At 70.9% G+C, this 16698-nt stretch carries 12 protein-coding genes; 6 read left to right on the plus strand and 6 right to left on the minus strand.

The features are described from left to right. The first annotated feature begins 121 nt into the window (after positions 1-121). Positions 122-4681 (plus strand): glutamate synthase large subunit, encoded by a 4560-nt coding sequence (gene gltB, locus OG912_RS26845; RefSeq protein WP_327711594.1) that lies wholly within the window; start codon positions 122-124, stop codon positions 4679-4681. After that, on the plus strand, positions 4674-6134 hold the full coding sequence (locus OG912_RS26850; protein WP_327711595.1) for a glutamate synthase subunit beta: 1461 nt from the start codon (positions 4674-4676) through the stop codon (positions 6132-6134). The genes gltB and OG912_RS26850 overlap by 8 nt, the downstream gene beginning before the upstream one ends. Positions 6135-6255: 121 nt before the next feature. On the opposite strand, the gene OG912_RS26855 is transcribed toward OG912_RS26850, so the two are convergent. Next, positions 6256-7491: an SLC13 family permease gene (locus OG912_RS26855; protein ID WP_327711596.1), complete on the minus strand. Its 1236-nt coding sequence runs from the start codon at positions 7489-7491 to the stop codon at positions 6256-6258. 35 nt (positions 7492-7526) lie between these two features. Next, the gene (locus tag OG912_RS26860; protein WP_327711597.1) at positions 7527-8450 is read right to left on the minus strand and encodes a rhomboid family intramembrane serine protease; all 924 of its coding nucleotides are present in this window, start codon (positions 8448-8450) and stop codon (positions 7527-7529) included. A 134-nt stretch (positions 8451-8584) separates the two neighbouring features. Here OG912_RS26860 and OG912_RS26865 point away from each other — a divergent pair, with 134 nt between their 5' ends. Continuing rightward, a complete protein-coding gene (locus OG912_RS26865; RefSeq protein WP_327711598.1) occupies positions 8585-9169 on the plus strand; it encodes a HutD/Ves family protein in 585 nt (194 codons plus the stop codon). Here the strand turns inward: OG912_RS26865 and OG912_RS26870 are convergent. Then, positions 9148-9435, minus strand: a complete 288-nt coding sequence (locus tag OG912_RS26870) for a hypothetical protein (protein ID WP_327711599.1) — start codon at positions 9433-9435, stop codon at positions 9148-9150. The two genes, OG912_RS26865 and OG912_RS26870, sit on opposite strands and share 22 nt — an antisense overlap. A 248-nt stretch (positions 9436-9683) precedes the next feature. On the opposite strand from OG912_RS26870, the gene OG912_RS26875 reads away from it, so the two are divergent. The 3 genes from OG912_RS26875 to OG912_RS26885 all read left to right on the plus strand — a co-directional run bounded on the left by OG912_RS26875 (position 9684) and on the right by OG912_RS26885 (position 12770). Beyond that, positions 9684-10295: a TetR/AcrR family transcriptional regulator gene (locus tag OG912_RS26875; protein ID WP_326735651.1), complete on the plus strand. Its 612-nt coding sequence runs from the start codon at positions 9684-9686 to the stop codon at positions 10293-10295. A 306-nt stretch (positions 10296-10601) separates the two neighbouring features. Then, positions 10602-10805 (plus strand): cold-shock protein, encoded by a 204-nt coding sequence (locus OG912_RS26880; protein ID WP_015607926.1) that lies wholly within the window; start codon positions 10602-10604, stop codon positions 10803-10805. Positions 10806-11069: 264 nt separating this feature from the next. Continuing rightward, positions 11070-12770, plus strand: coding sequence for a DEAD/DEAH box helicase (locus tag OG912_RS26885; RefSeq protein ID WP_327711600.1), 1701 nt, complete (start codon positions 11070-11072; stop codon positions 12768-12770). A 74-nt stretch (positions 12771-12844) separates the two neighbouring features. Here the strand turns inward: OG912_RS26885 and OG912_RS26890 are convergent, their stop codons facing one another. From OG912_RS26890 to OG912_RS26900, 3 genes are all read right to left on the minus strand, one after another. After that, entirely contained in the window at positions 12845-13855 is a 1011-nt protein-coding gene (locus OG912_RS26890) for an ankyrin repeat domain-containing protein (RefSeq protein WP_327711601.1), read from the minus strand. Between the two features lie 53 nt (positions 13856-13908). Then, positions 13909-14817, minus strand: coding sequence for a hypothetical protein (locus OG912_RS26895; protein ID WP_327711602.1), 909 nt, complete (start codon positions 14815-14817; stop codon positions 13909-13911). A gap of 64 nt (positions 14818-14881) precedes the next feature. Next, a complete protein-coding gene (locus tag OG912_RS26900; protein ID WP_327711603.1) occupies positions 14882-16684 on the minus strand; it encodes a glycoside hydrolase family 35 protein in 1803 nt (600 codons plus the stop codon). Positions 16685-16698 lie beyond the last annotated feature (14 nt).

Raw genomic sequence — 16698 nt, forward strand, 5'->3', positions numbered from 1 at the left:
ATGTTGGAACGATCTATCCGCTTTTTGAGAAGCGTCCCATCATGTAATCTGCACGAAATTTCGCAGAGGGCCAACGTCGTCCCTCGGCACTGAAAATGCCACGACGACGACGGGAGAGCCGATGCGCACCGACGCCTGGTCGCCCATGGACGGTCGCCCCGCCCAGCAGGGGATGTACGACCCCCGCAACGAGCACGACGCCTGCGGTGTCGGGTTCGTAGCCACTCTGACCGGTGTGGCCGGCCACGAGCTGGTCGAGCAGGCGCTGACCGTACTGCGCAACCTCGAACACCGAGGCGCCACCGGATCCGAGCCCGACTCCGGTGACGGTGCCGGAATCCTGCTCCAGGTCCCGGACACCTTCCTCCGCGAAGAGGTCCCCTTCGACCTCCCCGAGGCCGGCGCGTACGCCGTCGGCATCGCGTTCCTGCCCGCGGACGACTCCACCGAGGCCGTCCGCAACCTCGAGAAGATCGCCGCCGAAGAAGGCCTCAAGGTCCTCGGCTGGCGCGAGGTCCCGGTCACCCCCGACATCCTCGGCAACGGCGCCCGCGCCACCATGCCCGAGTTCCGCCAGCTCTTCGTCGCGGACGGCGAGAGCACCGGCATCGTCCTGGACCGCAAGGCCTTCGTGCTGCGCAAGCGCGCCGAGCGTGAGACCGGGGTCTACTTCCCGTCGCTCTCCGCCCGCACGATCGTCTACAAGGGGATGCTCACCACCGGGCAGCTGGAGCCGTTCTTCCCGGACCTCTCCGACCGCCGCTTCGCCACCACGGTCGCGCTGGTCCACTCCCGCTTCTCCACCAACACCTTCCCCAGCTGGCCGCTCGCCCACCCGTACCGCTTCGTCGCGCACAACGGCGAGATCAACACGGTCAAGGGCAACCGCAACTGGATGAAGGCCCGCGAGTCCCAGCTCGCCTCCAGCCTCTTCGGCGAGGCGCAGCTCGACCGGATCTTCCCCGTCTGCACCCCGGACGCCTCCGACTCGGCCTCCTTCGACGAGGTCCTGGAGCTGCTCCACCTCGGCGGCCGTTCGCTGCCGCACTCGGTCCTGATGATGGTCCCCGAGGCGTGGGAGAACCACGACTCCATGGACCCGGCCCGGCGCGCCTTCTACCAGTACCACTCCACGATGATGGAGCCCTGGGACGGCCCGGCCTGCGTCACCTTCACCGACGGCGTCCAGGTCGGCGCGGTCCTCGACCGCAACGGTCTGCGCCCCGGCCGCTACTGGGTCACCGACGACGGCCTCGTCGTGCTCTCCTCCGAGGTCGGCGTCCTGGACATCGACCCCGCCAAGGTCGTCCGCAAGGGCCGCCTCCAGCCCGGCAAGATGTTCCTCGTCGACACCGCCGAGCACCGCATCATCGAGGACGACGAGATCAAGGCGTCCCTCGCCGCCGAGAAGCCGTACCAGGATTGGCTGGAGACCGGCGAGATCGAGCTGGAGGACCTCCCCGAGCGGGAGCACATCGTCCACACCCACGCCTCGGTCACCCGCCGCCAGCAGACCTTCGGCTACACCGAGGAAGAGCTCCGCGTCCTCCTCGCCCCGATGGCCCGCACCGCCGGTGAACCGCTGGGCTCCATGGGCACGGACTCGCCGATCGCCGCGCTCTCCGAGCGCCCCCGGCTGCTCTTCGACTACTTCACCCAGCTGTTCGCCCAGGTCACCAACCCGCCGCTGGACGCCATCCGCGAGGAGCTCGTCACCTCGCTGCGCTCCACGCTGGGCCCCGCGGGCAACCTCCTGGAGCCGACCGCCGCGGCATGTCGCAGCGTCACGCTGCCCTTCCCGGTGATCGACAACGACGAGCTGGCCAAGCTCATACACATCAACGCCGACGGCGACATGCCGGGCATGAAGGCCGCCACGCTCTCCGGCCTCTACCGGGTCGGCGGCGGCGGCGAGGCACTGGCCGCGCGGATCGAGGAGATCTGCACCGAGGTCGACGCCGCCATAGAGGACGGCGCCCGCCTGATCGTCCTGTCCGACCGGCACTCCGACGCCGAGCACGCGCCGATCCCGTCGCTGCTGCTCACCTCGGCCGTCCACCACCACCTCATCCGCACCAAGCAGCGCACCCAGGTGGGCCTGCTGGTCGAGGCCGGTGACGTCCGCGAGGTCCACCACGTCGCGCTGCTGATCGGCTACGGCGCCGCCGCGGTCAACCCGTACCTGGCCATGGAGTCCGTCGAGGACCTCGTCCGGGCCGGCACCTTCATCGAGGGCATCGAGGCCGAACAGGCCATCCGCAACCTCATCTACGCCCTGGGCAAGGGCGTCCTGAAGGTCATGTCCAAGATGGGCATCTCCACCGTCGCCTCCTACCGCGGCGCCCAGGTCTTCGAGGCCGTCGGCCTCGACCAGTCCTTCGTCGACCGGTACTTCAACGGCACCGCCACCAAGATCGGCGGCGCCGGACTCGACGTCGTCGCCAAGGAGGTCGCCGCCCGGCACGCCAAGGGCTACCCCGCCACCGGCATCTCCGCCTCGCACCGCGCGCTGGAGATCGGCGGCGAGTACCAGTGGCGCCGCGAGGGCGAGCCGCACCTGTTCGACCCGGAGACGGTCTTCCGCCTCCAGCACGCCACCCGCAACCGCCGGTACGACATCTTCAAGAAGTACACGGACCGGGTGAACGAGCAGTCCGAGCGCCTCATGACGCTCCGCGGCCTCTTCGGCTTCGCGTCGGACCGCGAGGCGATCGACATCGACGAGGTCGAGTCCGTCTCCGACATCGTTAAGCGCTTCTCCACCGGCGCCATGTCGTACGGCTCGATCTCCCGCGAGGCGCACGAGACCCTCGCCATCGCCATGAACCAGCTGGGCGGCAAGTCCAACACCGGCGAGGGCGGCGAGGACGCCGACCGGCTCTACGACCCGGCACGCCGCTCCTCCATCAAGCAGGTCGCCTCCGGCCGCTTCGGTGTGACCAGCGAGTACCTCGTCAACGCGGACGACATCCAGATCAAGATGGCGCAGGGTGCCAAGCCCGGCGAGGGCGGCCAGCTGCCCGGCCACAAGGTCTACCCGTGGGTCGCCAAGACCCGGCACTCCACCCCGGGTGTCGGTCTGATCTCCCCGCCGCCGCACCACGACATCTACTCCATCGAGGACCTGGCTCAGCTGATCCACGACCTCAAGAACGCCAACCCGGCGGCCCGCATCCACGTGAAGCTGGTCTCCGAGGTCGGTGTGGGCACGGTCGCCGCCGGTGTCTCCAAGGCGCACGCGGACGTCGTCCTCATCTCCGGCCACGACGGCGGAACGGGCGCATCCCCGCTCACCTCCCTGAAGCACGCGGGCGGCCCCTGGGAGCTCGGCCTCGCCGAGACCCAGCAGACCCTGCTGCTCAACGGGCTGCGCGACCGCATCGTCGTGCAGACCGACGGCCAGCTCAAGACCGGCCGCGACGTCGTCATCGCCGCACTGCTGGGCGCCGAGGAGTTCGGTTTCGCGACCGCTCCGCTCGTCGTCTCCGGCTGCGTCATGATGCGCGTCTGCCACCTCGACACCTGCCCGGTCGGCATCGCCACCCAGAACCCGGTCCTGCGCGACCGCTTCTCCGGCAAGGCCGAGTACATCGTCAACTTCTTCGAGTTCATCGCACAGGAAGTCCGCGAGATCCTCGCCGAGCTCGGCTTCCGTACGATCGAAGAGGCCGTCGGGCACGCCGAGTTCCTGGACACCGACCGTGCCATCACGCACTGGAAGGCACAGGGCCTCGACCTCAAGCCCCTGTTCTACGTCCCCGAGCTGGCCGAAGGCGCCGTCCGTCACCAGGTCGCCGAGCAGGACCACGGTCTGGCCAAGGCCCTCGACAACGAGCTGATCAAGCTCGCCGCCGACGCCCTGAACGCCGACAGCGCCGAGTCCGCCCTGCCGGTCCGCGCACAGGTCGCGATCCGCAACATCAACCGGACCGTCGGCACCATGCTCGGTCACGAGGTCACGAAGAAGTTCGGCGGTGCGGGCCTGCCCGAGGACACCATCGACATCACCTTCACCGGCTCCGCGGGCCAGTCCTTCGGCGCCTTCCTCCCCAGCGGTGTGACGCTGCGTCTGGAGGGCGACGCCAACGACTACGTCGGCAAGGGCCTCTCCGGCGGCCGCGTCGTCGTCCGCCCCGACCGCGGCGCCGACCACCTCGCCGAGTACTCCACCATCGCGGGCAACACCATCGCCTACGGCGCCACCGGCGGCGAACTGTTCCTGCGCGGCCGCACCGGTGAGCGCTTCTGCGTCCGCAACTCCGGCGCCACGGTCGTCTCGGAAGGCGTGGGCGACCACGGCTGCGAGTACATGACCGGCGGACACGCCGTCGTCCTCGGCGAGACCGGACGCAACTTCGCGGCCGGCATGTCGGGCGGTGTCGCGTACGTCATCGACCTGAACCGCGACAACGTCAACGTCGGGAACCTCGGCGCGGTCGAGGAGCTCTCCGACACCGACAGGCAGTGGCTGCACGACGTCGTGCGCCGCCACCAGGAGGAGACCGGATCCACGGTCGCCGAAAAGCTTCTCGCCGAATGGGACGCCTCGGTGGCCCGCTTCAGCAAGATCATCCCGTCCACCTACAAGGCAGTGCTCGCCGCCAAGGACGCCGCTGAGCTCGCCGGTCTCTCCGAGCAGGAGACCACCGAGAAGATGATGGAGGCGGCGACCAATGGCTGACCCCAAGGGCTTCCTGACCACCGGACGCGAGGTCGCCAAGACCCGCCCCGTCGGCGAGCGCGTCAAGGACTGGAACGAGGTCTACGTTCCGGGCTCGCTGCTCCCGATCATCAGCAAGCAGGCCGGCCGCTGCATGGACTGCGGCATCCCGTTCTGCCACAACGGCTGTCCGCTCGGAAACCTCATCCCCGAGTGGAACGACTACGCCTACCGCGAGGACTGGACCGCCGCGTCCGAGCGCCTGCACGCCACGAACAACTTCCCGGAGTTCACCGGGCGGCTCTGCCCGGCCCCGTGCGAGTCGGCGTGTGTGCTCGGCATCAACCAGCCGGCCGTCACCATCAAGAACGTCGAAGTCTCCATCATCGACCAGGCGTGGGACCGCGGAGACGTCACCCCGCAGCCGCCCGAGCGCCTCTCCGGCAAGACCGTGGCCGTCATCGGCTCCGGCCCGGCCGGACTCGCCGCCGCCCAGCAGCTGACCCGGGCCGGCCACACCGTCGCCGTCTACGAGCGCGCGGACCGCATCGGGGGACTCCTCCGGTACGGCATCCCCGAGTTCAAGATGGAGAAGTCGCACATCAACCGCCGCATCGAGCAGATGCGCGCGGAGGGCACCAAGTTCCGCACCGAGGTCGAGGTCGGCAAGGACGTCGACGCCGCGAAGCTGCGGCGCCGCTACGACGCCGTCGTCATCGCCGCCGGCGCCACCGTCTCCCGCGACCTGCCCGTCCCGGGCCGTGAGCTGAACGGCGTGCACTTCGCGATGGAGTACCTGCCGCTCGCCAACAAGGTGCAGGAGGGCGACCTGACGGTCTCCCCGATCACCGCCGAGGGCAAGCACGTCGTCGTCATCGGCGGCGGCGACACCGGCGCCGACTGCGTCGGCACCGCCCACCGCCAGGGCGCGCTCTCCGTCACGCAGCTGGAGATCATGCCCCAGCCGGGCGAGGACCGGAACGCCAACCAGCCCTGGCCGACCTTCCCCATGCTCTACAAGGTCACCTCCGCGCACGAGGAGGGCGGCGAGCGGGTGTACTCCGTCTCCACCACCCACTTCGAGGGCGACGAGGACGGCAACGTCCAGGCCCTCCACCTCGTCGAGGTGGAGTTCAAGGACGGTAAGCTGGAGCAGAAGCCCGGCACCGAGCGGCAGATCCCCGCACAGCTGGTCACCCTCGCGATGGGCTTCACCGGCACGGACCAGGCCAACGGCCTGGTCCAGCAGTTCGGTCTGGAGCTCGACGCGCGGGGCAACGTCGCCCGTGACGACGACTACGCCACCAACGTCGGCGGCGTGTTCGTCGCCGGTGACGCAGGCCGCGGCCAGTCCCTCATCGTGTGGGCCATCGCCGAGGGCCGCTCCGCGGCACGCGGCGTGGACCGCTTCCTGACCGGAGCCAGCGCACTGCCGGCCCCGATCCGCCCGACGGACCGTTCCCTGACGGTCTGATCACGGCACACAGACGTCCCGTACAACGGCGTACGGAACTGAACGCGGCGCCTGCCCGTCCCCGACCGGACGATTCGGCAGGCGCCGTGGCGCATCCCGGGGCAGGTCGCCGCCCCGCTCCTCAGGTGACCAGAGCCAGCGCGCAGGTGGCGGCGGACACCGCCGTCACCGACAGCACCAGACCGGTCAGGACGAAGCGCCGCACATCGATCCGCGTCCCCTGCCAACGGCACCGCTCGAACCACAGCAGGGTCGCCAGCGAACCCCACGGCGTGACGACGGACCCCACGTTGACCCCGATCAGCAGGGCGAGCAGCTGGTCGTGGTTGTCCGCCGGGATGACCGCCTCGCCCGCCACGTACGCCGGCAGGTTGTTCAGCACATTGGACAGCCCCGCGCCCACCCCGGCCGACCGCAGCATGCCCACGAAGCCGTTGTCCGAGCCGAGCGCCCGCACCAGCAGCTCGTGCAGCCCGTGCGCGCCGACGGTCTCCACGACCAGGAACATCCCGGGGACCAGCACCAGCAGCCGCCACGGGACCAGCGAGAGGCTCAGCTCCTCACGGCGCCGCACCGCATAGGCCGCCACCACGACCACCATCGCGACCAGCGAGGCGGACCACAGCGGCACGTTCAGCAGCAGGATCGCCAGCAGGAAACCGCCGCACGCCACCGCACAGATCCGCAGCAGCACCGGGTCACCGGGCACGGGCAGCGCGGGCGGGGTGTAGCGGTCCGCACCGCGACGGCCGCGGCGCCAGTAGAACACCCACAGACACCCGGCCGTCACCCCGATCGCCGCCAGCTGGGGCAGCCACATCACCCCGGCCAGACCGGCCGGTGACAGCGCCACCCGGTCCGCCGCCAGCAGGTTCGTCAGGTTCGACACCGGCAGCAGCAGGCTCGCCGTGTTGGCCAGCCACACCGTCGTCATCGCCAACGGCAGGGCCGCGATCCCCACCCGGGTGCCGAGCGCCAGCATCACGGGGGTGAGCAGGACCGCGGTCGTATCCAGGTTCAGCGTGATCGTGGTCAGCGAGGCGAAGGCCACACACAGCCCGAAGAGCAGCGGATATCGGCCCCGGCCCGCCCGCGCCACCCACGCCGCCACCACATCGAAGACCTGCGCCCGGCCCGCCAGTTCCGCCAGCACGATCACGGTGGCCAGAAACGCCAGCAGCGGCCCGATACGCCGCATCTGGTCGGCCGCCGGGCCGGCGGGCAGCAGCCCGGTCGCCGCGGCGACCAGGCCCAGGACGAGCAACCCGCCCGCCAGCCAGTCCAGGGGGTGCAGCCGCCGCACCAGGGAGACCGCACCGGAACGCACGGCCCCCGGCACGGAGTGATCATTCCGCATGCCGTCATCGTGTCAGACCGGGCACCCGGCCCCGCTCAGCCCGCCAGCGCCGAGCTCTTGAGGACCACCAGCAGCACCAGCACAGCGAGCACCACCACACACAAGGCCGCCTGTACGGGCGCACGCCGCTGCGCCGGGGCGTACGCGTACACGACCGTGACCACCGCACCGGTGAGCAACCCGCCCAGATGCCCCTCCCACGAGGTGAAGCCCGCCGAGATCACCATCCAGAGCAGGAACCCGGCCAGGAACCGGTTCACCGCCTGCATGTCCCGGCCCAGCCGCCGGTTGATGACGTAGAACGACGCCGCAAGACCGAAGACCGCCCCCGAGGCGCCCACCACGGAGTCGAACGGTGCGATCAGGTAGACCAGTACCGAACCGCCCAGCGCGGACAGCAGATACAGCGCGAGATACCGGACCCGCCCCAGCTGCTCCTCGACGACCCGGCCCAGATTCCACAGCGCGTACAGGTTGAAGCCGATGTGCAGCACCCCGAACGGCAGCGAACCGAAGGTGGATTCGCCCGGCGGCATGTGCAGGAAGGCCCCGGTCAGCAGCCGGTACCACTCACCGTCCACCACGCCGATCACGTCGAGGCCGGGGATGCCCCCGCTCACGTAGACGTACGGGATGCCGTCCGGGCCGGTCAGCCCGGCACCCGTCATCGCGAACCGGTCGACGATCCCCGGACGGACCAGCTCACCCAGGTAGGCCAGGATGTTGAGGCCCATCAGCACATAGGTGACGATCGGCACCGCACTGCGGGGCACCGCACCGCCGAACACCGTCCGCGCCTGCCGTATCGAGCGCTGCCCCTCCTTCACGCACTCCACGCAGTGATGGCCGACGGCCGCCTCGCGCATGCAGTTCGGGCAGATGAAGCGCTCGCAGCGGGTGCAGCTCACATACGTCTCGTACGAGGGATGGCGATAGCACGTGGTGACGGCGGCCTCCATGGCCGGCTCCTTCATCTGTGTACGGACAAGAGGCCGGTGGGGGGCGGCGGCGATCAAGATAGCGAACCCGGGGGAGTGGGCGGCACCCGGGTTTAGGCTCAGGTTTCCTCATTCCCGACGATCGGAGCCCCCTGATGACCGCCGAGGCGTTCAGGATCCTGCGTGCGGCGGGCCGCACACCGGTGGCGTGGAAGAACGGCGGGGGCACCACACGCGAGATCGCCGCGTCCCCCGGCGCCACGACCGAGGCCTTCGACTGGCGGGTCAGCCTGGCCGATGTGGCCGAGGACGGGCCGTTCTCCGTGTTCCCCGGCGTCGACCGGACCCTGACCGTGGTGGAGGGGGCCGGGATGGACCTGATGGTGGGCGGTGAGCACCACATCGTCGACGAGCCGTACTGGCCGCACGACTTCCCGGGCGACCTGGAGACCGACGGCCGGCTGCTGGCGGGCCCGGTCATGAACCTCAACGTGATGTACCGACGCGACCGCGTCCGGGCGGAGACGGCGGTGGTACGCGGCACCCTCCGGCTGATGGCGCCGGAGGGCGGGGCGGTGCTGGCCGTGGCGCTGGAGGACGGTGCCGTCATCGACGGCACGGACACCGGGCTCGGCCGCTACGACGCGGTGTCGGTGCGGAGCAGGGCGTCGTGCGTGCTGCGGACGCAGGGATACGCGGCGCTGGTCACGCTGTCGGGTTACGAGCCCGGCAGCCAGTAGCGGTGCACCTGCGAGACCGTCGGGCGCTCACTCGCGGCGGGCAGTCCCTGCTTCTCGGCGACGGGCATCATCACCGCGCCGAACTTGTCCATGGCCTCCTCGGACTCCCAGAGGTCGTACACCTCGATGCCCGAATCGGTGGTGACGCAGACGTGTGACAGGCAGCCCGCGAAGGTGTCGCCGGGCAGTGCCTGAAGTTCCGCGTTGAGCGCTTCGTACTGGTCCGTCGTCATGCCCGGCAGCTTTGCCTTCATGAAGATCGCCATGTGAACTCACCTCGGAGGCGGGAGCGGTCCTCCCCGCCGCCCGGACGGCGGCCTCTACCCTCCTCCAGCACACCACGCCGGGACCCGGTCGGCATCTGTCCGGACGGTCCGCGACCGTCCTTGGGAATCCGGACGGGGGATGGCGGCAGGGGAAACGACGACGGCTCGGCGGCCACCGCACCCTGACCGCTCCGGGAGGCGGGTGACGCGGTGTCCGCGGCGTTGCCTGCCGGGCGGAGAATGGGCGGGTGCCTACCAAGAAGAAGCCCCAGGTGACCCCCTCGCCCGAGCGCCGTGGCGAACTGCTCGCCACCGCCGCCGAGGTGTTCGCCGCCCAGGGATACAACGCCACGACCGTCCGCAGGATCGCGGACGAGGCCGGCATGCTCGCGGGCAGCCTCTACTACCACTTCGATTCCAAGGAATCGATGCTCGACGAGATCCTCTCCACCTTCCTGGGCGAGCTCTGGGAGGGGTACGACGCCGTCCTCGACGCCGGGCTCGGGCCCAGGGAGACCATCGAGGCACTCGTCACCGAGTCCTTCCGTGAGATCGACCGGCACCGCGCCGCCGTCGCCATCTACCAGAAGGAGGCCCGGCACCTGGCCGCCCAGCCGCGGTTCCAGTACCTCGTCGAGTCCCAGGAGAAGTTCGAGAAGGCCTGGCTCGGCACCCTGGAGCGCGGCGTCGCCGACCGGACCTTCCGCGCCGATCTCGACATCCGGCTCACCTACCGGTTCGTCCGCGACACCGTCTGGGTCGCCGCGTCCTGGTACCGGCCGGGCGGTCGGCACAGCCCCGAGGAGATCGCCCGCCAGTACCTCTCGATGGTCCTGGACGGCATCGCCCTGCGTGACTGAACCCGGTCGGCGGGAACAGGTTCGAACAGTTTCGGGACGGCTTCGGACGGCTGCAGGCCGGACGCCCCAAGGGTTCGGCCGAAGATCCGCCGGTCGACTGCGCGGCGTGTCCCACCGCTGGTCGGCAGATCGTGCTACGGTGATCCGGTTGCAGTTTTGGTACCCATGAACTTTATGTGCGCCTGACGGGAATGCTTCCTCAGGCGCTTTAATGTTTTCCGGCTTTCTCCGGGTGGGGCTCAATGCGGCGACTTGGAATTCGTAAAGTGCGGATTTCCGGCACTGCACCTGTTTTAGGAGAATGACATGGCTACTGGAACCGTGAAGTGGTTCAACTCGGAAAAGGGCTTCGGCTTCATCGAGCAGGACGGCGGCGGCGCTGACGTCTTCGCCCACTACTCCAACATTGCCACCCAGGGCTTCCGTGAGCTCCAGGAGGGCCAGAAGGTCTCCTTCGACGTCACGCAGGGCCAGAAGGGCCCGCAGGCGGAGAACATCGTCCCGGCCTAATTGCCGGACGCGTACCTCGCAGCCGGGGCCCGCACCGTGACGGTGCGGGTCCCGGCTTGTGCTGTCCCTGGGAAGTAACGCAAAGACCGGGCGCCGTTCGGCGCCCAAGCACCGGGTGCGACGAAGCACCCCGGGGTGTCCCGAGAGTTCCGCGCGCCGCGTACAGCGGTCCGTCCGTATGCCCACGCACGCATCCCCGGAACTCTCCCTCAGTCCCAGCAGTCCCACGTAGTTCCCCAGGAATCCCCAGGAGGGCAATTCCGTATGACCCGCTCCGAACGTCAGGACCGTCCCGCCCGCAATCGCCCGTCGAGGGGGCGTGGCACGGCCCAGGCACAGGCAACCGCACAGGGTTCCGGCAAGGGATCCGGCAAGGCGTCACCCCGTCGCAGGGCCACGCCGCCGCAGGGTGAGTTCGCCCTGCCCGAAACCATGACCCCCGCGCTGCCCGCCGTCGAGGCGTTCGCCGAGCTGGACATGCCCGCCGCCCTGCTGAAAACCCTTGGCGCGCAGGGCGTCACCGACCCGTTCCCGATCCAGGGCGCCACCCTGCCGAACTCGCTCGCCGGCCGGGACATCCTCGGCCGCGGCCGCACCGGCTCCGGCAAGACCCTCGCCTTCGGCCTCGCACTGCTGGCCCGCACCGCCGGACGCCGCTCCGAGCCGAAGGCGCCGCTGGCGCTCGTCCTCGTCCCGACCCGCGAGCTCGCCCAGCAGGTCACCGACGCGCTGACGCCGTACGCCACCGCCGTCAACCTGCGAATGGCCACCGTCGTCGGCGGCATGTCGATCAGCAAGCAGTCCGGCACCCTGCGCCGCGGCGCCGAGGTGCTCGTCGCCACGCCGGGCCGCCTCAAGGACCTCATCGAGCGCGGCGACTGCCGCCTGGACGACGTCGCGATCACGGTCCTCGACGAGGCCGACCAGATGGCCGACATGGGGTTCATGCCCCAGGTCGTCGCCCTGCTCAAGCAGGTCGAGGACGACGGACAGCGGATGCTGTTCTCCGCGACGCTCGACAAGAACATCGACCGCCTGGTCAAGATGTTCCTGACCGACCCCGTCGTGCACTCGGTCGACCCGTCCGCCGGTGCCGTCACCACCATGGAGCACCACGTGCTCCACGTGCTCGACGAGACCGACAAGAAGGCCGTCGCCACGAAGATCGCCGCCCGCGAGGGCCGGGTGATCATGTTCGTCGACACCAAGCGTGCCGCCGACCGCTTCGCCAAGCGGCTGCTCGCCAGCGGTGTACGGGCCTCCGCGTTGCATGGCGGGCGTTCCCAGCCGCAGCGCAACCGGACCCTGGACCAGTTCAAGACCGGTGAGGTCACCGTGCTCGTCGCGACGAACGTGGCGGCCCGCGGCATCCACGTCGACGACCTCGACCTGGTCGTCAACGTGGACCCGCCCACCGACCACAAGGACTACCTCCACCGCGGCGGACGCACGGCGCGCGCCGGGGAGTCCGGCAGCGTCGTCACGCTGGTGCTGCCCGAGGAGAAGCGGGAGATGACCCGGCTGATGCAGGACGCGGGCATCGCGCCCCGCACCACCCGGATCAAGTCCAGCGACGAGGAGCTCACCCGGATCACCGGGGCACGCGAACCGTCCGGTATCGCGATCGTGATCGAGGTCCCGCAGCCGACCCAGCCGAAGCCGCGCACGCGGTCCGGCGGCGGCACGGGCACGGGTACCGGCTCCGCGGGCGGCTTCCGCTCGGGCAGCCGTGGCCGTGGCCGACGCGGTGGTGCCGGTGGCGCCGGCGCTGCCGGTGGCAGCGGTGCGCAGGGTACGGGCGGCGCGGGTCGCTCCGGTGGCGCGGGTGGTGCGGGTCGCTCCGGCGGTGCGGGTGGTGCGGCTCGCTCCGGCGGTGCGGGCGGTGCCGGTCGCTCCGGGGGCGCGGGTCGCGCCGGTGGCGCCGGCCGCGGTGGCGCGCCTGCACGGGGTCGTCGCGCGGCGTAGCAGTCACATTTCAGCCCGTCCGGCGTTTGAGGACGGAGCGGCAGCCGGGTTCGCCCGCAGCACCGCTTCCGTCCTCAAGCGCCGGACGGGCTTGTTTTTTCGCCCGGACGGGTTTGTTCAGTCGCCCCCAGCCGCGCCAGCACCTCCGCACCGAACGCCCGCCGCAACGGATCATCCGCCGCACACCATGCGGCGGCCACCTGGCGGGTCTCCTCCCCGCCGCGCTCGCACAGCGCCTCGGCCGACGCCCGCCAGTTCTCCAGCTCCGGACCACCGGACCGCAGAGCCCGCCGCGCCAGTTCCTCGAAAGGTGCGGAGAGGCCCAGCTCCCTCTCCAGCACCGTGGCGATCGCGCCGTGCCCCGTCTGCTGGTCCCGGCCCGCGGACGGCCGCCCGTCGCGGACCAGTTCGACGGTCAGCGTCTCCCCGCCGTCGACGACGGTCCGGTCCACCACGACCTCGTACGCGTCCCCGTCCCCGTACAACTCCCGCAGACCCGCCCGCATCTCCTGCTCCAGGTCGGTGTCCAGCATGCGCCTCGCCTCGCCGAGCGCCTCCTCGACCGCGCCCTCCGCCGCCCCCGCACCGTGCCGCAGCAGCACGCGGACCGTCGGCAGAGAGCCCCGACGGGCGGCGAGCAGCAGCGGCGACTCGCCCTCCGGACCCGGCAGACACGCGTCGGCGCCGTACGCCAGCAGCACCTCGGCGGTCCGCGCGTGACCGAGCCCCACCGCCCACCGCAGCGCCGTGAACCCGAACTGCTCGCGCAGATCCGGCCGCGCCCCGGCCGCCAGCAGCGTCTCGACCACCTCCGTGTGCCCGCCGCACGCCGCCCCGCACAGCGGCAGATCGCCCGACTCGGGACCGCACGCCCGGTCGGGATCGGCGCCCGCCGCGAGAAGCAGCCGCACCACCCCCGGCCGGTCCGACACCGCCGCGAGATAGAGCGCGCTCGCACCGTCCTCATCCACCGACTCGGCGGGCACACCGGCGCGGAGCAGCCGTACGACGGCGTTCTCACCCTCGTACAACGCATCGAACAGGCTCGGCCCGCCCCCTGCCGCCGCCATCGGAACTTCTGTCATATTTCGACTGTAATACGCCGCGCGCCAGGGCCTCTTGCCCGTGCCGGACCCTCTCAGGTGGTGCAGTCCAGCACGGTCCGGCACAGGGCGCACCGCGCCCGCACCCGGCCGCGTACCGGAACCCTGTTGCGCTGATGGCAGGTCGGGCACGGGAACGCGACCCGCAGTCCGTCCCCGCCGGCTTCGAAGGCGTACGGAACCCCGGGACCCGGGGCCGCAGCCGCTCCGGGATGGTCCTGGGCGTACCGCCGGTCCTTGGCGTACCGGCGCCGGCCCGCCCAGCCCGCGGCCGTCAGCGGTGGCTGCGCACTCTCGCGCAGGGCCTGCGCCCGGCCCTTGGTGTACGCGGTGTACGCCTGCGGGCTGGTGAACCACGGCGAGGGATCCTCGTCGAAGGCGAGCGCGCGCTTGGCCAGCACGTACCCGAACTCCTCCGGGGTGAGATAGCCGAGCTTCTGGCTGGACGTGGCGTCCTCCCGGAACGCGTCCAGCAACAGCCACCCCGCTCCCAGATAGGCCGCCGCGGTGTCGGTGAGGATCTCGTTGTCACGCGTCCCCGGGAACTCCAGGCCGAGCCGGTGCAGCAGCACATGCATGACCTCGTGCGACAACGCGGCACCGATGTCCCGGCGATGGGTACGGAAGCGGTCGTTCAGCTCGATGAAGTACTCCGGCCCCGCCGCGAGTTCGACACTTCCCGCATGCTCCATCGCACGGAACGCCACGACCATCCGGGCATCGGGCAGCCGCAGATGCTGCACCATCGCCCGCGCCACCCGCTGCGCACCGAGATGCAGGTCGTCCGCGTCGGCGAACGCCGCATCGGCGGGGGCGAGACTCGGGGCGAAGCGGTGGACACCGTCGTACGACAGACGGCGGTACAGCGCGGTGATCGCCGAGCGGACGGTGGCCAGATGCGGGAAACCGTGCACCACCGGGCTTCCTCGGGGGCTGTCCGGCACGTCCCCACCCCCACTTCGCGACGCTCAACTCCTCACCACTGTAGACCGCGGCGGGCGCGACCCGTCAGGCCTCGGCGTCCGCCGGGCCGCCCGCCCGTACAGGCACACCCGGCCCCAGCAGCGCGTACGGTGCCGCCGCGCCCTCCACCTCCAGCACCCACACCTCGTTCACGCCGTCCCGCAGCACCGGACCCGGCACGTACAGCGTCCGCTGCGGGCCCGCCGACCAGTAGCGCCCGAGGCAGAAGCCGTTGACCCAGACGAACCCACGCGTCCAGCCCGGCAGTTCGAGCCCCGCATGCCCGGCGCCGGACACATCGGCGACCTCGAACGTGCCCCGGTACAGACCCGTCCCCCCGGACCCGTCGACCGGCACGAACGGGACGCCCGCCACCCCGGCCGGCTCGTCGAACGCGTCGAGCCGCAGCGCCCGCGCCCGCACCCCGTGCAGGAACTGGCGCTCGTGCAGCACGCCCCCGGTGATCCCCTTCGGCTCGCCGAGGCGCGGCCCGTAATTGACCCGGCCCAGCGACTCCACCCACAGCTCCACCTCGGCCGGCCCGGCCACCGGCTCCGCCAGGGTGCCGTTCTCCTCGCTCAGGACGCCCCTGCGGACCCCGTCCACGTACACCAGCGCCCGGTCCGCCAGGCCCGAGACGCCCAGGGTGTACGGGCGGCGCGGACCCGGGACCGCGACCCGGTAGCGCACCAGACCGCGGTCGACCCCCAGCTCCTCGAACGTGGGCGGCACACCGGACGCCGCCCGCTCCTCGTCGCCCAGCGCGTCCATCACATCGGACAGGGGCGCCCACTCGGTCAGCTCGGCCCGCACCGGCGCCAGGCCGGCGGGCTCCGGCGGCAGCGGGGGCAGCGGCCCGTCCGCGTACGGGGCGAGGAGCTCCCGGAACAGGCGGAACTTCTCCGTGGCCCGCCCGTACTCGTCGATCGGCGCGTCGTAGTCGTACGACGTCACCGTCGGCTGCAGGTCCTGGTCCTGGAGCGGCCCCGAGCGGTTGGCACCCGCCCAGCCGGCGAAGTTCGTCCCCCCGTGCGCCATGTAGATGTTCACCGACGCCCCGCACTCCAGGATCTCCCGCAGCGCGTCGGCGGCCCGCGCCGGATCCCGTACGACGGGCGGCGCACCCCAGTGCTCGAACCAGCCGCACCAGAACTCCATGCACATCAACGGACCCGCGCTCTGATGACGACGCAGCACCCGGAACGCCTCACGCGCACCCGAACCGAAGTTCGCCGTGGCGAGCAGGCCCGGCACCGAACCGCCCGTGAGCATGTGGTCCTCCGGCCCGTCGGAGGTGAACAGCGGAACACTCACGCCGAACCCACCGAGCATCGCCGTGACCCGGCTCAGGTAGACCGCGTCGGTGCCGTAACTGCCGTACTCGTTCTCCGCCTGCACCATGATCACCGGGCCGCCGCGGTCGATCTGCCGCTCCACCACCTGCGGCATCAGTTCGGCGAACCACCGCTCCACCGCGTCCAGATAGCCCGCGTCCCGGGTCCGCACCCGCCGGCCGAACCGCCCGGTCACCCACACGGGCAGCCCGCCGTTCTCCCACTCCGCACAGATGTACGGCCCCGGGCGGACGATCGCCCACAGACCGGCCCGCTGCGCCGCGTCCAGGAAACGGCCGAGCGCCCCGACGTCCCGGAACTCGCCCGGCCGCGGCTCGTGGAGGTTCCACGGCACATACGTCTCGACACAGTTCAGGCCCATCGCCCGCAGCATCGACAGCCGGTGCTCCCACTGCGCCTCGTGCACCCGGAAATAGTGCAGGGCCCCCGACAGCAGCCGTACGGGCTTCCCGTCGAGCCGGAAGTGGTCGTCCCCCACGGTGAAGTCAGCCATCGTGCTCGTTCTCT

The sequence above is a fragment of the Streptomyces sp. NBC_00464 genome (genome assembly GCF_036013915.1).
GTDB lineage: Bacteria > Actinomycetota > Actinomycetes > Streptomycetales > Streptomycetaceae > Streptomyces.

Excerpts from the sequence above, each read along its gene's own strand:
- gltB (WP_327711594.1), top strand. The coding sequence starts at position 122 with ATGCGCACCGACGCCTGGTCGCCCATGGACGGTCGCCCCGCCCAGCAG.
- OG912_RS26850 (WP_327711595.1), top strand. The coding sequence starts at position 4,674 with ATGGCTGACCCCAAGGGCTTCCTGACCACCGGACGCGAGGTCGCCAAG.
- OG912_RS26855 (WP_327711596.1), bottom strand. The coding sequence starts at position 7,491 with ATGCGGAATGATCACTCCGTGCCGGGGGCCGTGCGTTCCGGTGCGGTC.
- OG912_RS26860 (WP_327711597.1), bottom strand. The coding sequence starts at position 8,450 with ATGGAGGCCGCCGTCACCACGTGCTATCGCCATCCCTCGTACGAGACG.
- OG912_RS26865 (WP_327711598.1), top strand. The coding sequence starts at position 8,585 with ATGACCGCCGAGGCGTTCAGGATCCTGCGTGCGGCGGGCCGCACACCG.
- OG912_RS26870 (WP_327711599.1), bottom strand. The coding sequence starts at position 9,435 with ATGGCGATCTTCATGAAGGCAAAGCTGCCGGGCATGACGACGGACCAG.
- OG912_RS26880 (WP_015607926.1), top strand. The coding sequence starts at position 10,602 with ATGGCTACTGGAACCGTGAAGTGGTTCAACTCGGAAAAGGGCTTCGGC.
- OG912_RS26885 (WP_327711600.1), top strand. The coding sequence starts at position 11,070 with ATGACCCGCTCCGAACGTCAGGACCGTCCCGCCCGCAATCGCCCGTCG.
- OG912_RS26890 (WP_327711601.1), bottom strand. The coding sequence starts at position 13,855 with ATGACAGAAGTTCCGATGGCGGCGGCAGGGGGCGGGCCGAGCCTGTTC.
- OG912_RS26900 (WP_327711603.1), bottom strand. The coding sequence starts at position 16,684 with ATGGCTGACTTCACCGTGGGGGACGACCACTTCCGGCTCGACGGGAAG.